General features: G+C 63.1%; 18 protein-coding genes. 9 read left to right on the forward strand and 9 right to left on the reverse strand.

All coding sequences use genetic code 11. From position 1 onward, the window contains the following. The first annotated feature begins 9 nt into the window (after positions 1 to 9). A complete protein-coding gene (locus tag IAE36_RS13020; protein ID WP_028633154.1) occupies positions 10 to 423 on the forward strand; it encodes a PA0061/PA0062 family lipoprotein in 414 nt (137 codons plus the stop codon). A 33-nt stretch (positions 424 to 456) separates the two neighbouring features. On the opposite strand, the gene IAE36_RS13025 is transcribed toward IAE36_RS13020, so the two are convergent. Both IAE36_RS13025 and IAE36_RS13030 read right to left on the reverse strand, forming a co-directional pair. Then, positions 457 to 690, reverse strand: coding sequence for a DUF1161 domain-containing protein (locus tag IAE36_RS13025; protein ID WP_028633155.1), 234 nt, complete (start codon positions 688 to 690; stop codon positions 457 to 459). A gap of 74 nt (positions 691 to 764) precedes the next feature. Next, positions 765 to 1,190: an OsmC family protein gene (locus IAE36_RS13030; RefSeq protein WP_028633156.1), complete on the reverse strand. Its 426-nt coding sequence runs from the start codon at positions 1,188 to 1,190 to the stop codon at positions 765 to 767. 153 nt (positions 1,191 to 1,343) lie between these two features. Between IAE36_RS13030 and IAE36_RS13035 the strand changes: the two genes are divergently transcribed. Next, the gene (locus IAE36_RS13035) at positions 1,344 to 2,351 is read left to right on the forward strand and encodes an LLM class flavin-dependent oxidoreductase (protein WP_201212790.1); all 1,008 of its coding nucleotides are present in this window, start codon (positions 1,344 to 1,346) and stop codon (positions 2,349 to 2,351) included. Between the two features lie 40 nt (positions 2,352 to 2,391). On the opposite strand, the gene IAE36_RS13040 is transcribed toward IAE36_RS13035, so the two are convergent. Continuing rightward, a complete protein-coding gene (locus IAE36_RS13040) occupies positions 2,392 to 2,613 on the reverse strand; it encodes a DUF1161 domain-containing protein (protein ID WP_028633158.1) in 222 nt (73 codons plus the stop codon). Positions 2,614 to 2,713: 100 nt separating this feature from the next. After that, positions 2,714 to 2,929: a dodecin gene (locus tag IAE36_RS13045; protein ID WP_201212791.1), complete on the reverse strand. Its 216-nt coding sequence runs from the start codon at positions 2,927 to 2,929 to the stop codon at positions 2,714 to 2,716. 146 nt (positions 2,930 to 3,075) lie between these two features. Between IAE36_RS13045 and IAE36_RS13050 the strand changes: the two genes are divergently transcribed. Continuing rightward, positions 3,076 to 3,399, forward strand: coding sequence for a DUF883 family protein (locus IAE36_RS13050; RefSeq protein WP_028633160.1), 324 nt, complete (start codon positions 3,076 to 3,078; stop codon positions 3,397 to 3,399). On the opposite strand, the gene IAE36_RS13055 is transcribed toward IAE36_RS13050, so the two are convergent. Continuing rightward, positions 3,396 to 4,292 carry a LysR family transcriptional regulator gene (locus IAE36_RS13055; RefSeq protein WP_201212792.1) on the reverse strand — a complete coding sequence of 299 codons (897 nt, stop codon included), beginning with the start codon at positions 4,290 to 4,292 and terminating at the stop codon, positions 3,396 to 3,398. The genes IAE36_RS13050 and IAE36_RS13055 overlap by 4 nt on opposite strands. A 110-nt stretch (positions 4,293 to 4,402) precedes the next feature. On the opposite strand from IAE36_RS13055, the gene trpB reads away from it, so the two are divergent. Then, positions 4,403 to 5,620, forward strand: a complete 1,218-nt coding sequence (gene trpB / locus IAE36_RS13060; protein ID WP_028633162.1) for a tryptophan synthase subunit beta — start codon at positions 4,403 to 4,405, stop codon at positions 5,618 to 5,620. Beyond that, the gene (gene trpA / locus IAE36_RS13065) at positions 5,617 to 6,426 is read left to right on the forward strand and encodes a tryptophan synthase subunit alpha (RefSeq protein ID WP_201212793.1); all 810 of its coding nucleotides are present in this window, start codon (positions 5,617 to 5,619) and stop codon (positions 6,424 to 6,426) included. Before trpB ends, trpA begins: the two co-directional genes overlap by 4 nt. 50 nt (positions 6,427 to 6,476) lie before the next feature. On the opposite strand, the gene IAE36_RS13070 is transcribed toward trpA, so the two are convergent. Together IAE36_RS13070 and IAE36_RS13075 are read right to left on the reverse strand one after the other, a co-directional pair. Then, the gene (locus tag IAE36_RS13070; protein WP_201212794.1) at positions 6,477 to 6,809 is read right to left on the reverse strand and encodes a DOPA 4,5-dioxygenase family protein; all 333 of its coding nucleotides are present in this window, start codon (positions 6,807 to 6,809) and stop codon (positions 6,477 to 6,479) included. A 64-nt stretch (positions 6,810 to 6,873) separates the two neighbouring features. Then, positions 6,874 to 7,773 (reverse strand): choline sulfate utilization transcriptional regulator, encoded by a 900-nt coding sequence (locus IAE36_RS13075; protein WP_201212795.1) that lies wholly within the window; start codon positions 7,771 to 7,773, stop codon positions 6,874 to 6,876. Between the two features lie 109 nt (positions 7,774 to 7,882). On the opposite strand from IAE36_RS13075, the gene betC reads away from it, so the two are divergent. The 3 genes from betC to IAE36_RS13090 are packed head-to-tail and all read left to right on the forward strand — an operon-like array spanning position 7,883 to position 11,969. After that, a complete protein-coding gene (gene betC, locus IAE36_RS13080; protein WP_201212796.1) occupies positions 7,883 to 9,400 on the forward strand; it encodes a choline-sulfatase in 1,518 nt (505 codons plus the stop codon). 14 nt (positions 9,401 to 9,414) lie between these two features. Then, complete coding sequence (choX, locus tag IAE36_RS13085) at positions 9,415 to 10,344, forward strand: choline ABC transporter substrate-binding protein (protein WP_201212798.1); 930 nt, start codon at positions 9,415 to 9,417, stop codon at positions 10,342 to 10,344. A 59-nt stretch (positions 10,345 to 10,403) separates the two neighbouring features. Further along, positions 10,404 to 11,969, forward strand: a complete 1,566-nt coding sequence (locus tag IAE36_RS13090; protein WP_201212799.1) for a SulP family inorganic anion transporter — start codon at positions 10,404 to 10,406, stop codon at positions 11,967 to 11,969. Between the two features lie 42 nt (positions 11,970 to 12,011). On the opposite strand, the gene aroE is transcribed toward IAE36_RS13090, so the two are convergent. Next, a complete protein-coding gene (gene aroE, locus IAE36_RS13095) occupies positions 12,012 to 12,836 on the reverse strand; it encodes a shikimate dehydrogenase (protein ID WP_201212800.1) in 825 nt (274 codons plus the stop codon). Between the two features lie 25 nt (positions 12,837 to 12,861). Beyond that, a complete protein-coding gene (gene hemF / locus IAE36_RS13100) occupies positions 12,862 to 13,773 on the reverse strand; it encodes an oxygen-dependent coproporphyrinogen oxidase (RefSeq protein ID WP_201212801.1) in 912 nt (303 codons plus the stop codon). Between the two features lie 133 nt (positions 13,774 to 13,906). Between hemF and IAE36_RS13105 the strand changes: the two genes are divergently transcribed. Continuing rightward, positions 13,907 to 14,884 (forward strand): NADPH:quinone reductase, encoded by a 978-nt coding sequence (locus IAE36_RS13105; RefSeq protein WP_201212802.1) that lies wholly within the window; start codon positions 13,907 to 13,909, stop codon positions 14,882 to 14,884. Positions 14,885 to 14,989: the final 105 nt, after the last annotated feature.

The following is a 14,989-nucleotide window of genomic DNA, read 5'->3' on the forward strand; positions in this document are numbered from 1 at the left end:
AAACCCGCCATGCGCCAGCCCATGATGCTGATCGCCCTCAGTGCACTGGGCGCTTGCGCCAGCCCACTGCCCCCGGTAGACCCCAAGCAAGCCTGGGTCGACTTGTACACCATGACCCCTGGCAGGGTCATCATGGCTGATCGGCTCGATGGCAAGCGCCTGGACGATGGCCGCTACTTCCAGGTAACCCCCGGCAAGCATGAACTGGTGGTGCGCTTCGATTACGAGATTTACGCAGGCGGCTTTACCACCGACCCCAGGGAACGAACCTGCTACCTGACCGTGCGCTTCAACGACTTCAAGGCGGGGGAACGCTACCGGCTGGAAGCGCGGGCGCCGGTGATGGAGCCGCAGGTACTGCTTTATGACGCCAGCCGCACGGTAGTGGTGAACAAGCCGAGCCAGGTCTTTTGTATCCCCTGACCCACGGCATGGCCGCCGCGATAACGTGTGCGGTTACTGATCGTTTTTTTGGTAGATGATCTTCTGGGTGCCGCCGTTGCATGTACCGACCACCATGTTGGGGTCTTGCACCTCGCTGTTCGGCACGATTTCAAGCGTGTACGACGCAACGCCCTGCGCCTGGATCTTCGCTTCGATCTCGGCTTTCAGCTCTTCGCAGGGCTTTACCGCTGCCAATGTGCAGGTTGCAGTTAAAGAGGCGAGAACAGCGACTGCGAGGCGAATCATGGGGGCGGCTCCTGTAGTGGCAGCGATGCTGCCGAGGGTTGCTAGATTACCGCAAACCGCCCCCGATTCATGCATCAGCCAACCAAGCTGGCATCCAGGGTAATTTTTGCGTTAAGCACTTTGGATACCGGGCAACCGGCCTTGGCCTTGTTGGCGATTTCCTCGAACTGCTCGGCACTTGCACCGGGCACCTTGGCCCTCAGTACCAAGTGAACAGCCGTGATCGCATAACCATCCGGCTGCTTGTCCAGCGTGACTTCTGCAGCGGTGTCGATACGCTCAGGCGTCAAACCTGCGTCGCCCAACATCATCGACAGGGCCATCGAGAAGCAGCCCGCGTGCGCAGCGCCGATCAATTCTTCCGGGTTGGTGCCCGGGGTATCTTCGAAGCGGGTGTTGAAACCATAGGGGTTCTGCTTGAGGGCGCCGCTTTCGGTAGAAAGCAGGCCTTTACCGTCTTTCAAACCACCTTGCCAGATCGCCGATGCTGTCTTTTTCATGATGCCTCCTGGTCATTGGTTACATACCTAAGGGTTCAGAGGCACGCTGCTGCGTGAGAGTTCAGCGCAATCTGACCGCAGGCATTGAATCCAACGATTGCGCCCATACACAGTCAATAAGGCTTCTGGCCAACCACTTTTTGCGGAGGCTCCATGACGCAGTTGCGTGATCTGAACATTTCCACCCTCGACCTGGTACCGGTACGAGCCGACGCTGGCCCAGCCCAGTCGTTGCGCAACTCGCTGGACCTGGCGCAGCACGTCGAGCGTTTTGGCTACAACCGTTTCTGGGTAGCCGAACACCACAACATGGACGGCATCGCCAGTTCGGCCACCTCGGTGCTGATCGGTTACCTGGCGGGCGGTACTTCGCGCATCCGCGTGGGGTCTGGCGGCATCATGCTGCCCAACCATGCCCCATTGGTGGTGGCTGAGCAGTTCGGCACGCTGGCCAGCCTTTACCCGGGGCGCATCGACCTGGGCCTGGGCCGCGCGCCGGGGTCCGACCAGATGACCGCCTATGCGCTGCGCCGCGACCGTGCCGGCAGCGCGGACGACTTTCCGGAGGACGTAGAAGAACTGGCACGCTACCTGGGCCCGCGCACCGACGACCAGAAGGTCATCGCCGTGCCAGGGTATGACACCGAAGTGCCCATGTGGCTGCTCGGGTCCAGCCTGTTCAGTGCCCAACTGGCAGGCATGCGCGGCATGCCCTATGCGTTCGCCTCGCACTTTGCCCCGCGTTACATGCATGAGGCCATTCGTGTGTACCGCAACCACTTCAAGCCATCCACTGCGCTGGACAAGCCCTACGTGATGCTGGGTATCCCCATGGTGGTGGCGGAAACAGACGAAAAAGCCGAATACCTGGCGACCTCGGTGTACCAGCGCATCCTGTCACTGATCCGTGGGCAGAGCCTGATGCAAAAGCCCCCGGTCGAGAGCATGGACGGCTTGTGGCTACCCCATGAGCGCGATGCGGTTGGCAGCTTCCTGGGCCTGGCGATGATAGGCAGCCCGCAGAAAGTCCGAGCCAAGGTTGAGGTGCTGCTGGAGCAGACGGGGGCAGATGAGCTGATGTTCACGTGCGACCTGTATGAGCATGCGGATCGCATCAGGTCGTATGAATTGCTGGCGCAGGCGTTGCGAGCGGGCCATTGACCCCTGCCAATCGCCGGCTTGCCGGCGATTGACGGCGACGTTAGCTGCGGCGGTACACGATTTCCTTGGTGCCGCCTTCACAGCTGCCTACCACCTTGCCTGCGGGCTCGCCTTTGTTGACGACTTCCAGGGAGTACCCCTGCACACCCTTGGCATCCAGCTTGGCCGCGATTTCAGCCTTGAGCTCCTCGCAAGGCTTGCCAGCCGCCAGCGCGCCACCGGCCAGGCTCATCAGGCCCAGCGCCAGAATCAGTTTGTTCATTACTCGCTTTCCTTGTGCAATGAAATCGGAAAAGGCGCCCGGTCAGGCGCCTCCCGTATTGATACCCCATAGCGCCAGGCGCTTCCAGCCTGGAAATGTGTCAGCTGTTGGTGATGCGGAAACCGACCTTCAGCGTGACCTGGAAGTGCTCGACCTTGTTGTCGCGAATATGCCCACGGGTACTGACCACCTCGAACCATTCGAGCATCTTGATGCTCTTGGACGCCTCCGCCAGTGCATTCTGGATCGCGTCCTCGATGCTGCTGGTGGACGAACCTACCAACTCGACCATTTTGTACGTGTGGTGATCGGACATGTGCTCTCTCCTCGGATATTGACCTGGAGCCTGGCAGGCAGGCCTGGTTTACCTGCGAGCCGATAAACCAACAGAAAGTTCGATCGCACTTTCGCCTCACGCAGCAGTCGCATTTTCTACAGCCCACAACGCGAAGGAGAGTCAACATGCCACGCAACTCGCTGCGAAAAACATCCCTGGAAAGCATGGAAGCCGAGATCGAGAGCCTTCTGAAAAGCCTGGAAAACCTCAAGAACGACGCCTCGGAAGAGTCGCAGAAATCCCTGAAGGCCATCCGCAGCAACGCCGAAACAGCACTGCGCCATTCCCGTAGCCTGGTAAGCGACGCCTACGAAGAAGTGAAACACCGCACCCGTCAAACCGGCATCGCCACCCGCGACTATGCCCAGGAACACCCCTACACCACCGCCGGCGTCGCCATTGGTGCGCTGGGCCTGCTGGCGGCCTACCTGCTGTGCAAGCGCAACTAAGCGCTCTGCCTGGCCAATTCGGCGCGTAGCCAACGCGCCAGCTGCTCGGCGCGCCCATCTGCGGCGCGCCGTGGCACCCACAGCGCCAATGCTGCGGGTGTACGCGTAAACCCCCATGGCGCGCTCAAGCGGCCAGCACGCAAGTCATCCGCCACCAATGCCTGCGGCGCAATCGCCACGCCCAGCCCCGCGCAGGCAGCTTCCAGCAAGTAGTACAGGTGCTCGAACGCCTGGCCATAGTGGATACCCTTTGGGTCCAGCCCTTGCTCCATCGCCCAGGTCGGCCACGCCTGTGGGCGCGATGTGGTGTGCAGCAGCGCTTCGTCCAGCAAGCGGTCAACGGGCGCCCCTTGCAGCCGTGAGAAGCCGGCAAAATGTGGGCTGAGCACCGGCCCGATACGTTCCTCGGCCAGTACATGCACGTGCATGTCGGCAGGCCATGGTGGCTCGGCGTACACCAACAGGGCATCCAGGCCGGGGCGACGCGGGTCCAGGTCACCCTCACCGGCTGACAGGTGCAGGCGTAACTCCGGCAAGTCAGCCTTCAAGCGCCCCAACCTGGGTATGAACCAGCGCGCCAGCAGGCTGCCTGAACAGCCGAGCACGAACGCCGCCTGGTCACTCTCGCGGCCAAGCTCACCGCACACGCTGCGCAGCCGGTCAAAGGCTTCGCCACTCACATCGCGCAGGCGAATGCCGGCATCTGTGAGTTTGATACCGCGCCCGTCCTTGACGAACAGGGCAACGCCCAGGTGCGTCTCCAGCACCTTGATCTGCCGGCTTACCGCACCATGGGTCACATGCAGCGCTTCGGCCGCCAGGCTTACGCTGTTAAGCCGGGCAGTGGCTTCAAATGCCCGCAGGGCATTGAGGGGAGGAAGATCCTGGGCCATGTTACCTGTGAGTTTTTCTGACAAGTTTGCGCAATCTTATCGGTTTTCAGCGGCGCCTGCCGTGGTTACAGTAAAGCCCATCATTCATTCGATATGCCTTGGAGCGCCTCATGACCCAGTCCCAGTACCGCCCCGGCCCAGACGCCAACGGCCTGTTCGGCTCGTTCGGTGGCCGCTACGTGGCCGAAACCCTCATGCCGCTGGTGCTGGACCTGGCCCGCGAGTACGAAGCGGCCAAGGCAGACCCTGCATTCCTCGAAGAGCTGGCGTACTTCCAGCGCGATTACATCGGCAGGCCAAACCCGCTGTATTTTGCCGAACGCCTGACCGAACACTGCGGCGGTGCAAAAATCTTCTTCAAACGTGAAGAGCTGAACCACACCGGCGCCCACAAGGTGAACAACTGCATCGGCCAGGTGCTGCTGGCCAAGCGCATGGGCAAGAAGCGCCTGATCGCCGAAACCGGCGCTGGCATGCACGGTGTGGCCACGGCCACCGTGGCGGCGCGCTTCGGCCTGCCTTGCGTGATCTACATGGGCGCCACCGACATCGAGCGCCAGCAGGCCAACGTGTTCCGCATGCGCCTGCTGGGCGCTGAAATCGTGCCGGTCACCGCCGGCACCGGCACCCTGAAAGACGCCATGAACGAGGCGCTGCGTGACTGGGTCACCAACGTGGAAGACACCTTCTACCTGATCGGCACCGTAGCCGGCCCGCACCCGTACCCGGCCATGGTCCGCGACTTCCAGTCGATCATCGGCAAGGAAACCCGCGCCCAGTTGCAGGAAAAGGAAGGCCGCCTGCCCGACAGCCTGGTCGCCTGCGTCGGCGGGGGCTCCAATGCCATGGGCCTGTTCCATGAATTCCTTGAAGAACCCAGCGTGCAGATCATCGGCGTTGAAGCGGGTGGCCACGGCGTGCACACCGACAAGCACGCTGCCAGCCTGAACGGGGGCGTACCGGGCGTGCTGCATGGCAACCGCACTTACCTGTTGCAGGATGCCGACGGCCAGATTACCGATGCCCACTCCATTTCCGCAGGCCTGGACTACCCCGGCATCGGCCCGGAGCATGCCTACCTGCACGAAGTGAAGCGGGTGGAGTACGTCAGCATCACCGATGACGAGGCGCTGGATGCATTCCATGCCTCCTGCCGCCTGGAGGGCATCATCCCGGCCCTGGAAAGCGCCCACGCCCTGGCCGAAGCCATCAAGCGCGCGCCCAGCCTGCCCAAGGATCACCTGATGGTCGTGTGCCTCTCGGGCCGCGGCGACAAAGACATGCAAACCGTCATGAGCCACATGGCCGCCCAGGAGAAACAGGCATGAGCCGTCTTGAACAACGCTTCGCCGAGCTGAAAGCCGAAGGGCGCTCGGCACTGGTCACCTTCATCACCGCCGGCGACCCGGGCTACGATGCATCGCTGCAAATTCTGAAGGGCCTGCCCGCAGCGGGCGCGGACGTAATCGAACTGGGCATGCCGTTCACCGACCCGATGGCTGACGGTGTGGCCATCCAGCTGGCAACCCTGCGCGCCCTGGATGCCGGGCAGACCCTGGCCAAGACGCTGCAGATGGTGCGTGAATTCCGTACCGGCAACCAGACCACGCCCATCGTGCTGATGGGCTACTACAACCCGATCCACCGCTTTGGCGTCGAAACCTTCGTGGCCCAGGCCAAGCAAGCCGGTGTCGATGGCCTGATCATCGTCGACCTGCCGCCGGAGCACGACGCCGAACTGGCAAGCCCCGCCCAGGCTGCCGGCATCGACTTCATCCGCCTGACCACCCCGACCACCGACGATCAGCGCCTGCCACGGGTACTGGAGCGCAGTTCCGGGTTTGTCTACTACGTATCGGTAGCAGGCGTGACCGGCGCAGGCTCGGCCACAACCGAGCACGTCAGCGAAGCCATCGCGCGCCTGCGTCGGCACACCGAACTGCCGATCAGCGTTGGTTTCGGCATTCGTACACCCGAGCAGGCCGCCGCCATCGCACGCCTGGCCGATGGCGTGGTAGTGGGTTCGGCACTGGTGGACAAGATCGCCCAGGCCGAGCGCCCGGAACAGGCTGTAGATGACGTGCTCAGCCTGTGTGCGGCGCTGGCCGAAGGCGTGCGCAGCGCGCGTCGCTAAGCTGGCTTGCCTTTACTGCCAGTAAGCTGGCAGTAAGGGCCGCCCGGGCATTACCCACCGAATAGCGAAAGGTCCAGCGGGCGCACCGCCCCCATCCAGATCGCATGGTCGCGGTGGTCGGCCAGCTCATCCCCGGTCAGCGGGTGCATGAACACCACCAACCCCTTGCGGTTGAGCGCCAGCCACGGCAACACCACGCCGACGATTTCTGGCTCGAACGCCAGCTGGCAACTCCAGTCCGGGTGCGGCCCCACTCGCTTCTGGTGCAGGCGGCCCATGCTCACCGGGAACAGCCGCGCGGCTTCCTCGCAGAGCTCACGGGCCTGCTCCAGGGTGGCGGCATCGTAATAAACGTGGGCGTGGTAACCCTTGATTCTCTGCATGCTTACCTCCGCTGCTGCAATGGCCATGACTATACCCGGCCAAAACCGATGAGCGCCTTGGAAATCACCGCTCGCGCTCCTGCTCCAACCAGCTTACAAAGCGTTCTATCAGCGCACCACGGCGCTTGCGCGGCGGCAGCACGGCGTAATACCCGCGTGCCGACCGCAGGCTGCCTTGCAATGGCCGGCAGAGCAGGCCTTGGTCCACCAGGCTGTCCACCAGGTGCCCCCAGCCGATCGCCACCCCTTGCCCGGCAATGGCAGCCTGAATCAGCAGTGTGTAGTTGTCGAAGCGTAGCTGCCCCGGCGGCGGCGGGCTGGCCACACCCAACCCATGAAACACCCCCGCCCAGTCGAACCAGCGGCTGGACTGCTCGCCCTTCAGGTGCAACAGGGGCAAACGTTGCAAAGCCTCGGCTGACAAGGGTTTGCCACCGATCAGCCCAGGGCTGCACACGGGGAAAACCTCTTCATCGAACAGCCAGCGGCTTTCCCCCTGGCGGAAGCGGCCATCGCCGAACAGCACAGCCACATCGATGTCCGGGCGCAGCATGCCTTGGCTGCGTTCCCCGGTCACCAGGCTGACATCCACCTGTGGATAAGCCTCATGAAAACGCTGCAGGCGGGGCATCAGCCAAAAGGCGGCGAAAGCAAAATCGGTCGCTACCTGCAACAGCTCGCGCTGGTGGCGCCCACTGGCCTGGGCGATCCCGTCATCCAGCGTGTACATGGCCTGGCTCACGTGCTCGAACAGCAGTTGGCCAGCCTCGGTTAGCTCGATGCCGCGATAGATGCGGTCGAACAAGCGGGTGCCTAGCTGCGCCTCCAGCCGTTTAACCTGCTGGCTGACCGCTGGCTGAGTAGTGCCCAGCTCCAACGCGGCTGCGGTAAACCCACGCAATCGCGCTGCCGCCTCGAACACGCGCAAGGTATCCAGCGACACGTCGGCCAAGTGCTCAAACATAAGCGCAGCTAATCCCAGTCATTGCCCGCCATGGGCTTTACCCATGTTATCCACAGTCGCATCTTGGTACGCAAGCGGTTCGCATAACCCTCGACGATGGAAGCTTCCCATGACGCGCCCCAATATCCTGTTCATCATGGCCGACCAGATGGCGGCGCCGCTGCTGCCCATCTACGGCCCGTCCCCCATCCAGATGCCCCACCTCAGCCGCCTGGCCGAGCAGGCCGTGGTATTCGATTCGGCCTACTGCAACAGCCCTCTGTGTGCCCCCTCGCGCTTCACCCTGGTGAGTGGCCAGCTGCCCAGCCGGATTGGCGCCTACGACAATGCCGCCGACTTCCCCGCTGACGTGCCCACGTATGCCCACTACCTGCGCCGCCTGGGCTACCGCACGGCGCTGTCGGGCAAGATGCATTTTTGCGGCCCCGACCAGTTGCACGGCTATGAGGAACGGTTGACCAGCGACATCTACCCGGCCGACTACGGGTGGGCAGTGAACTGGGACGAGCCCGACGTGCGCCCCAGCTGGTACCACAACATGTCGTCGGTGCTGCAAGCTGGGCCGTGCGTGCGCACCAACCAGCTGGATTTCGATGATGAGGTGGTGTTCAAAGCCCGCCAGTACCTGTACGACCATGTACGTGAAAGCGACGGCCGGCCGTTCTGCCTGACGGTGTCCATGACCCACCCGCACGATCCCTACACCATTCCCAAGCGCTACTGGGACCGCTACGAAGGTGTGGATATCCCCATGCCCCGCGCCGAGTTCAGCCAGGCAGAGCTGGACCCGCATTCGCAGCGCCTGCTGAAGGTGTACGACCTCTGGAACAAGGCGTTGCCTGAAGAGAAGGTCCACGATGCCCGCCGAGCCTACTTCGGCGCCTGCAGCTACATCGACGACAACATCGGCCAGCTGCTGCAAACCCTCGAAGAATGCAACTTGGCCGATGACACGCTGATCGTGTTTTCCGGCGACCACGGCGACATGCTTGGCGAGCGCGGCCTCTGGTACAAGATGCACTGGTTCGAGATGTCCGCCAGGGTGCCCCTGCTGGTCCATGCACCAAAGCGCTTCAAGCCTGCCCATGTCGATGCGTCTGTATCAACCTGCGACTTGTTACCCACCCTGGTGGAGCTGGCCGGTGGTGCTGTGGATAAAAACCTGCACCTGGATGGCCGCTCCCTGCTTGGCCACCTGCAAGGGCACGGCGGCCACGATGAAGTGATTGGCGAATACATGGCCGAAGGCACCGTGGGCCCGCTGATGATGATCCGCCGTGGTGCCTACAAGTTCGTGTACAGCGAAGACGACCCTTGTTTACTCTATGACCTGAGCCACGACCCGCACGAGCGGGAGAATCTCACCGGCAGCCCGGACCATCAGGCGCTGCTGCAGGCATTTGTCGAGGAAGCCCGCCAGCGCTGGGACATACCCGCCCTGCGCCAGCAGGTGCTGGCCAGCCAGCGCCGCCGTCGCCTGGTCGCCCAGGCACTGGCCATCGGCAAACTGAAAAGCTGGGACCACCAACCCATGGTGGACGCCAGCCAACAGTACATGCGTAACCACATCGATCTCGATGACCTCGAGCGCAAGGCACGTTACCCACAGCCCGCACCCATGGATTGAGAAGAGAGGCCGCCATGCACAAGTTCTCCGCTACCGTGTTGACCCTGGCCATCGGCCTGGGCACCGTCACCGCTCACGCCGCTGACAGCAGCGACCAATGCACCATCGTGAAAATGGCCGACCCCGGTTGGAGTGATATCGCCACCACCAATGCCGTCGCACGCCTGCTGCTGGAAAGCCTGGGCTACAAGGTCAAGGTCGACAGCCTGGCCGTACCGATCATCTACGGCGGCCTGAAGGATGGGCAAGTCGATGCCTTCCTCGGCAACTGGATGCCAGCGCATCAAGGTTTTCATGACAAGTTCGTCGCCAACGGCGATGTTCTACAGCTTTCGCGCAACCTGGAAGGCACCGAGTTCACCCTGGCAGTGCCGGACTACGTGTGGAATGCCGGGGTGAAGGACTTCGCCGACCTGCAAAAGCACGCCGACAAATTCGACAAGAAGCTGTATGGCATTGGCTCCGGGGCGCCGGCCAACCTGTCGCTGAAAGAGATCATCGACAAGAACGCGTTCAACCTGGGGCAATGGAAGCTGGTGGAATCCAGCGAGCAGGGCATGCTCGCGCAGGTTGATCGCGCGGTGAAAAAGCAGCAGTTCATCACCTTCCTGGGCTGGACACCCCACCCCATGAACGTAAAGCTGAACATGCATTACCTCACAGGGGGCGAGCAATGGTTTGGCAGCAAAGGCGATGTCTACACGCTAACGCGCAAAGGGTATCCACAGGCGTGCCCCAATGCTGCCAAGCTGTTGGGTAACCTGAAGTTCACACTGGACATGGAAAACAGCATCATGGCCAATGTGCTGGACCAGAAGATCAGCTTCGATGAAGCCGCCAAGGCCTGGGTCAAAGCGCACCCCGAGTTGCTGGACGGGTGGTTGGCCGGGGTTACAACCAAAGCTGATGGCAATGCCGTGGAGGCTGTCAAAGCCAAGCTGTAATACCCCGTAGTGTGGGGTATCTGTGGGGGCCAGGTTTTTTCTAACATTGTGGATAACTCATGCATCGCATTCTGCACCTGCTGCCGTTCCTGAGCTGGCTACCCCGTCAATCGGGTCGCAGCCTGCGCCAGGACCTGCTGGTGGGGCTGAGCGGTGCAATCCTGGCCCTGCCACAATCCATTGCCTACGCATTGATCGCCGGCTTGCCCGCCGAGTACGGCTTGTACGCCGCCATCGTCCCCGTGCTGGTCGCCTGCCTGTGGGGCTCGTCCTGGCACCTGATCTGCGGGCCTACCGCTGCCATTTCCGTGGTGCTCTACGCCAGCATCAGCCCACTGGCCGTGGCTGGCAGCGCCGACTACGTGACCTTGGTGCTGCTGCTGACGTTCCTTGGCGGCGTTTTTCAGTTGCTGCTGGGGCTGTTGCGGTTCGGGGCAGTGGTCAACTTCGTTTCCCATTCCGTGGTACTGGGTTTCACCCTCGGCGCAGCCATCGTGATTGCCTTGGGGCAATTGCCCAACCTGCTCGGCATGGACCTGGCCAGCCAGGCCACCGCATTGAAGACCGTTCAGGAACTGGCCCACCACGCCGGGGAGATAGACCTGCCATCCTTGCTGCTGGGTTTGGCCACGGTGGTGCTGGGCGTCACCCTCAAGCTCTGGCGCCCGCGCTTGCCCAGCCTGTTGATCAGCCTGGTGGTGGTGAGCGTGCTGGCCTGGGTGCTGCCAGGGTACTTCGGCCATGTGCCACGTGTGGCAGCGTTCGCCGGGCAACTGCCTCCGTTCAGCCCACTGCCTCTGCTTGATGTGGAACTGATCCTGCGGCTGCTGCCCAGTGCTGTGGCGGTGGGCATGTTGGGGCTGGTGACCAGCCTGTCGATTGCCCGTTCGCTGTCGGCACGCTCGGAGCAGATGATCGACCCCGACCAGGAAATCCGCGCACAGGGCCTGTCGAACATCGCTGGCGCCTTTTGCTCGGGCTACCTGTCTGCCGGCTCGTTCACCCGCTCGGGCCTGAGTTACGAGGCCGGCGCTCGCTCGCCCATGGCAGGCGTGTTTTCGGCGCTGTGGGTGGCGGTGTTCGCCGTGACGGGGGCAGGGTTGATCGCGCAGCTGCCCATCCCGGCCATGGCCGGTAGCATCCTGTTGATTTGCTGGGGGCTGGTGGACCACAAGGCAATACGCGCACTGCTGCGCGTCAGCCGCTCGGAGTTCCTGGTGATGGCACTGACCGCCGCAGCCACCTTGTTGCTCGAACTGCAGACAGCCATCTACGCCGGGGTACTGGCGTCGCTGTTCTTCTACCTCAAGCGCACCTCCCGGCCCCGGGTGCAGCAGAGCCGGGAAGGGGACGCGGATGTGCTGCGCGTGGGCGGGTCGATCTTCTTTGGCGCGGCGCATTACCTGCAGGTGAGGTTGCAACGCTGCCAGGGGCCCCATGTGGTGATCGATGCCCGGCAGGTGAACTTCATCGACTACTCGGGTGTGGATATGCTGCACCGGGAGGCGCGGCGCCTGCAGCGGCTAGGTGGCAGCTTGACCCTGCATCACGCCAAGACGCACGTAGTCGAAGATTTGCAGAAGCTGGAAGGCGCCGACCGGTGCCCCATACGTTTCGCAGAATGAGCGCCTCAGCCCGAAGGGGCAGCAAAGCAGCCCCGGGCACCCTCAACCGCGCGCCAGCTGCCGGCGCAACTCCGCCAGCACCGGTGCAGTATCAGGCCGCACACCACGCCAGATGAAGAACGCCTCAGCCGCCTGCTCGGCCAGCATGCCCAGGCCGTCCAGCACCTTCGCCGCGCCCAGGTTGGCTGCCCACTGGCAAAACGGCGTGGGCGCCTTGGCGTACATCATGTCGTAGCAGACCGTACGCCCCGCCTCGACAAGGCTGTCGGCAATCGGTGGCAGCTCACCTGCCAGGCTCGCCGAGGTGGCGTTGATGATCAGGTCCACCGGCTCATGCAGCCAGGCAAAACCGCTGGCCACCACCGGGCCAAGTTCATCGAACTCATGCGCCAGTTGCTCGGCCTTTTCCACGGTGCGGTTGGCGACTACCACCGACTGCGGCTTGTGCGCCAGCAGCGGCTCCAGTACACCCCGCACGGCGCCGCCGGCACCCAGGATAAGGATGCGCTTGCCGGCCAGCTCAACCCCCGCATTCACCGTAAGGTCACGCACCAGGCCAGCGCCATCGGTGTTATCGCCCTGCAACGTGCCGTCTTCCAGCTTGCTGAGGGTGTTCACCGCACCGGCGCGCTGGGCACGGGGTGTGAGGCTGTCGCACAGGCGGTAGGCCTCTTCCTTGAAGGGTACCGTGACGTTGGCACCGCTGCCTTGTTTGAAGAAACCCCAGGCGCAATCACTGAACGCGTCCAGCGGTGCCAGCAAGGTGGCGTACTCCAGGTATTCGCCGGTCTGCTCGGCAAACAGGCGGTGGATAAGTGGCGACTTGCTGTGGCCAATGGGGTTGCCAAACACAACGTACTGGTCCATGACGGCTCCTTGGGTTGCCACGGGCTTACTGGCCAAGCCAGTCACGGTCTTGCAGGAAGTAATCGGTCAGGCGCGCTTCTTCGGTACCCGGTTCGGCCTTCCAGTCGTAACCCCAGCGTACCTGGGGCGGCAGCGACATCAGGATCGATTCGGTACGCCCGCCCGATTGCAGGCCAAACAGCGTGCCACGGTCATACACCAGGTTGAATTCCACGTAACGGCCACGGCGGAACTCCTGGAACTCGCGCTGCTGCGCGGTGTAGGCCATAGCCTTGCGGCGCTGCACGATTGGCACATACGCCTGGATGTAGGCATCACCGATGGCGCGGATGAAGGCGAAGCAGGTGTCGAAGTCCCATTCGTTGAGGTCATCGAAGAACAGGCCGCCGATGCCCCGTGGCTCGCCGCGGTGCTTGAGGTGGAAGTAGCGGTCGCACCAGGCCTTGTAGCGGGGGTAAACGTCGGCACCGAACGGCGCGCAGGCCTGCTCTGCCACGCGGTGCCAGTGGATGCAGTCTTCTTCGATGCCGTAGAAGGGCGTGAGGTCGAAGCCACCGCCGAACCACCACACCGGCTCTTCACCTTCTTTCTCGGCAATGAAAAAGCGCACATTGGCGTGGGAGGTGGGCACATGTGGGTTGTGCGGGTGGATCACCAACGATACGCCCAGCGCCTGGAAGCCACGGCCGGCCAGCTCAGGGCGGTGGGCACTGGCCGACGGCGGCAGGCCGGTGCCGAACACATGGGAAAAGTTGACCCCGCCCTTTTCAATCACCTGACCGTCACCAATCACCCGCGTACGGCCCCCGCCACCGGCTTCGCGCACCCAGGCGTCCTCGACGAAGCGGGCGCCGCCGTCTTCGGTTTCGAGGGCAGAGCAAATGCGGTCTTGCAGGTCGAGCAGGTAGGCTTTCACGGCCTCGGTGCGGCTAATCATCGGGTCACCAGGAACGGGCAGGGAAGAATTCGCGCGTAGCATACCATCGCCGGCCGGCACACCGCAGTTGACGGCAGTCAAGCAAAGGCGTCCGATAGAAGGCCTTTCCCGATCCCGAAACCAGGAGTAGCAGATGGCCAAGCGTATCCAGTTCAGCCAGCACGGCGGCCCTGAAGTGCTGCAGTGGGTGGAGTTCGAGCCCGCCGCGCCCGGCCCGCAACAAGTGCGCGTGCGCAACCATGCAGTCGGCCTGAACTTCATCGATACCTATTTCCGCAGCGGGCTGTACGCGCCACCCGCCCTGCCATCAGGCCTGGGTACCGAGGCGGCGGGTGTGGTGGAAGCCGTGGGCGAGGGCGTTACCCGCCTCAAGGTGGGCGACCGGGTGGCCCATGCTGGTGGCCCACTGGGGGCGTACAGTGAGGTGCACACGCTGCCAGAGGCCAACCTGGTCAAACTGCCGGACGCTATCAGCTTCGAGCAGGCCGCAGCGGTAATGCTGAAGGGTTTGACCGTGCAGTACCTGCTCAAGCAAACCTACGCCGTACAGCCTGGCGACGTGATCCTGTTCCATGCGGCGGCGGGCGGCGTGGGCTCATTGGCCTGCCAGTGGGCAAAGGCGCTGGGTGCCAAGTTGATCGGCACCGTTAGCTCCGCGCAAAAAGCCGAACGCGCCAAGGCCCTGGGTGCATGGGCGACCATCGATTACAGCCACGAAGACGTCGCCCAGCGCGTGCTGGAGCTGACCGACGGCAAGAAGTGCCAGGTGGTATATGACGGCGTGGGTGCCGACACCTGGCTGACCTCGCTGGACTGCCTGCAGCCACGGGGTTTGATGGTGAGCTTCGGCAATGCCTCGGGTGCGGTGAGCGGGGTCAACCTGGGAATTCTGTCGCAGAAAGGCTCGCTGTACGTGACCCGGCCGACCTTGGCGACCTACGCCAACAACGCGCAGAACACCCAGGCCATGGCCGATGACCTGTTTGCGATGATTGCCAGCGGCAAGCTGGTGGTGGATATCCAGCAGCGGTATCCGCTGAGCGAGGCGGCCAAGGCGCAGGCGGAGCTGTCGGCGCGCAGGACGGTGGGGTCGACTGTGTTGCTGCCTTGATGGGGGGATGTTGAGGCGGCTAGGTGTCCGCCTTGACGTTTGTTTCGCCTGTGCGACCGAGCGCCGCCCGCGCGGCGCATCGCGAGCTGCGCTCGCTCCTACGTT

This window comes from Pseudomonas sp. S36, assembly GCF_016647875.1.
Lineage (GTDB): Bacteria > Pseudomonadota > Gammaproteobacteria > Pseudomonadales > Pseudomonadaceae > Aquipseudomonas > Aquipseudomonas parafulva.

Bases quoted from the DNA above. Each gene is read 5' to 3' on its own strand.
- IAE36_RS13020 (WP_028633154.1), top strand. From the start codon at position 10: ATGCGCCAGCCCATGATGCTGATCGCCCTCAGTGCACTGGGCGCTTGC.
- IAE36_RS13025 (WP_028633155.1), bottom strand. From the start codon at position 690: ATGATTCGCCTCGCAGTCGCTGTTCTCGCCTCTTTAACTGCAACCTGC.
- IAE36_RS13030 (WP_028633156.1), bottom strand. From the start codon at position 1,190: ATGAAAAAGACAGCATCGGCGATCTGGCAAGGTGGTTTGAAAGACGGT.
- IAE36_RS13035 (WP_201212790.1), top strand. From the start codon at position 1,344: ATGACGCAGTTGCGTGATCTGAACATTTCCACCCTCGACCTGGTACCG.
- IAE36_RS13040 (WP_028633158.1), bottom strand. From the start codon at position 2,613: ATGAACAAACTGATTCTGGCGCTGGGCCTGATGAGCCTGGCCGGTGGC.
- IAE36_RS13045 (WP_201212791.1), bottom strand. From the start codon at position 2,929: ATGTCCGATCACCACACGTACAAAATGGTCGAGTTGGTAGGTTCGTCC.
- IAE36_RS13050 (WP_028633160.1), top strand. From the start codon at position 3,076: ATGCCACGCAACTCGCTGCGAAAAACATCCCTGGAAAGCATGGAAGCC.
- IAE36_RS13055 (WP_201212792.1), bottom strand. From the start codon at position 4,292: ATGGCCCAGGATCTTCCTCCCCTCAATGCCCTGCGGGCATTTGAAGCC.
- trpB (WP_028633162.1), top strand. From the start codon at position 4,403: ATGACCCAGTCCCAGTACCGCCCCGGCCCAGACGCCAACGGCCTGTTC.
- trpA (WP_201212793.1), top strand. From the start codon at position 5,617: ATGAGCCGTCTTGAACAACGCTTCGCCGAGCTGAAAGCCGAAGGGCGC.
- IAE36_RS13070 (WP_201212794.1), bottom strand. From the start codon at position 6,809: ATGCAGAGAATCAAGGGTTACCACGCCCACGTTTATTACGATGCCGCC.
- IAE36_RS13075 (WP_201212795.1), bottom strand. From the start codon at position 7,773: ATGTTTGAGCACTTGGCCGACGTGTCGCTGGATACCTTGCGCGTGTTC.
- betC (WP_201212796.1), top strand. From the start codon at position 7,883: ATGACGCGCCCCAATATCCTGTTCATCATGGCCGACCAGATGGCGGCG.
- choX (WP_201212798.1), top strand. From the start codon at position 9,415: ATGCACAAGTTCTCCGCTACCGTGTTGACCCTGGCCATCGGCCTGGGC.
- IAE36_RS13090 (WP_201212799.1), top strand. From the start codon at position 10,404: ATGCATCGCATTCTGCACCTGCTGCCGTTCCTGAGCTGGCTACCCCGT.
- aroE (WP_201212800.1), bottom strand. From the start codon at position 12,836: ATGGACCAGTACGTTGTGTTTGGCAACCCCATTGGCCACAGCAAGTCG.
- hemF (WP_201212801.1), bottom strand. From the start codon at position 13,773: ATGATTAGCCGCACCGAGGCCGTGAAAGCCTACCTGCTCGACCTGCAA.
- IAE36_RS13105 (WP_201212802.1), top strand. From the start codon at position 13,907: ATGGCCAAGCGTATCCAGTTCAGCCAGCACGGCGGCCCTGAAGTGCTG.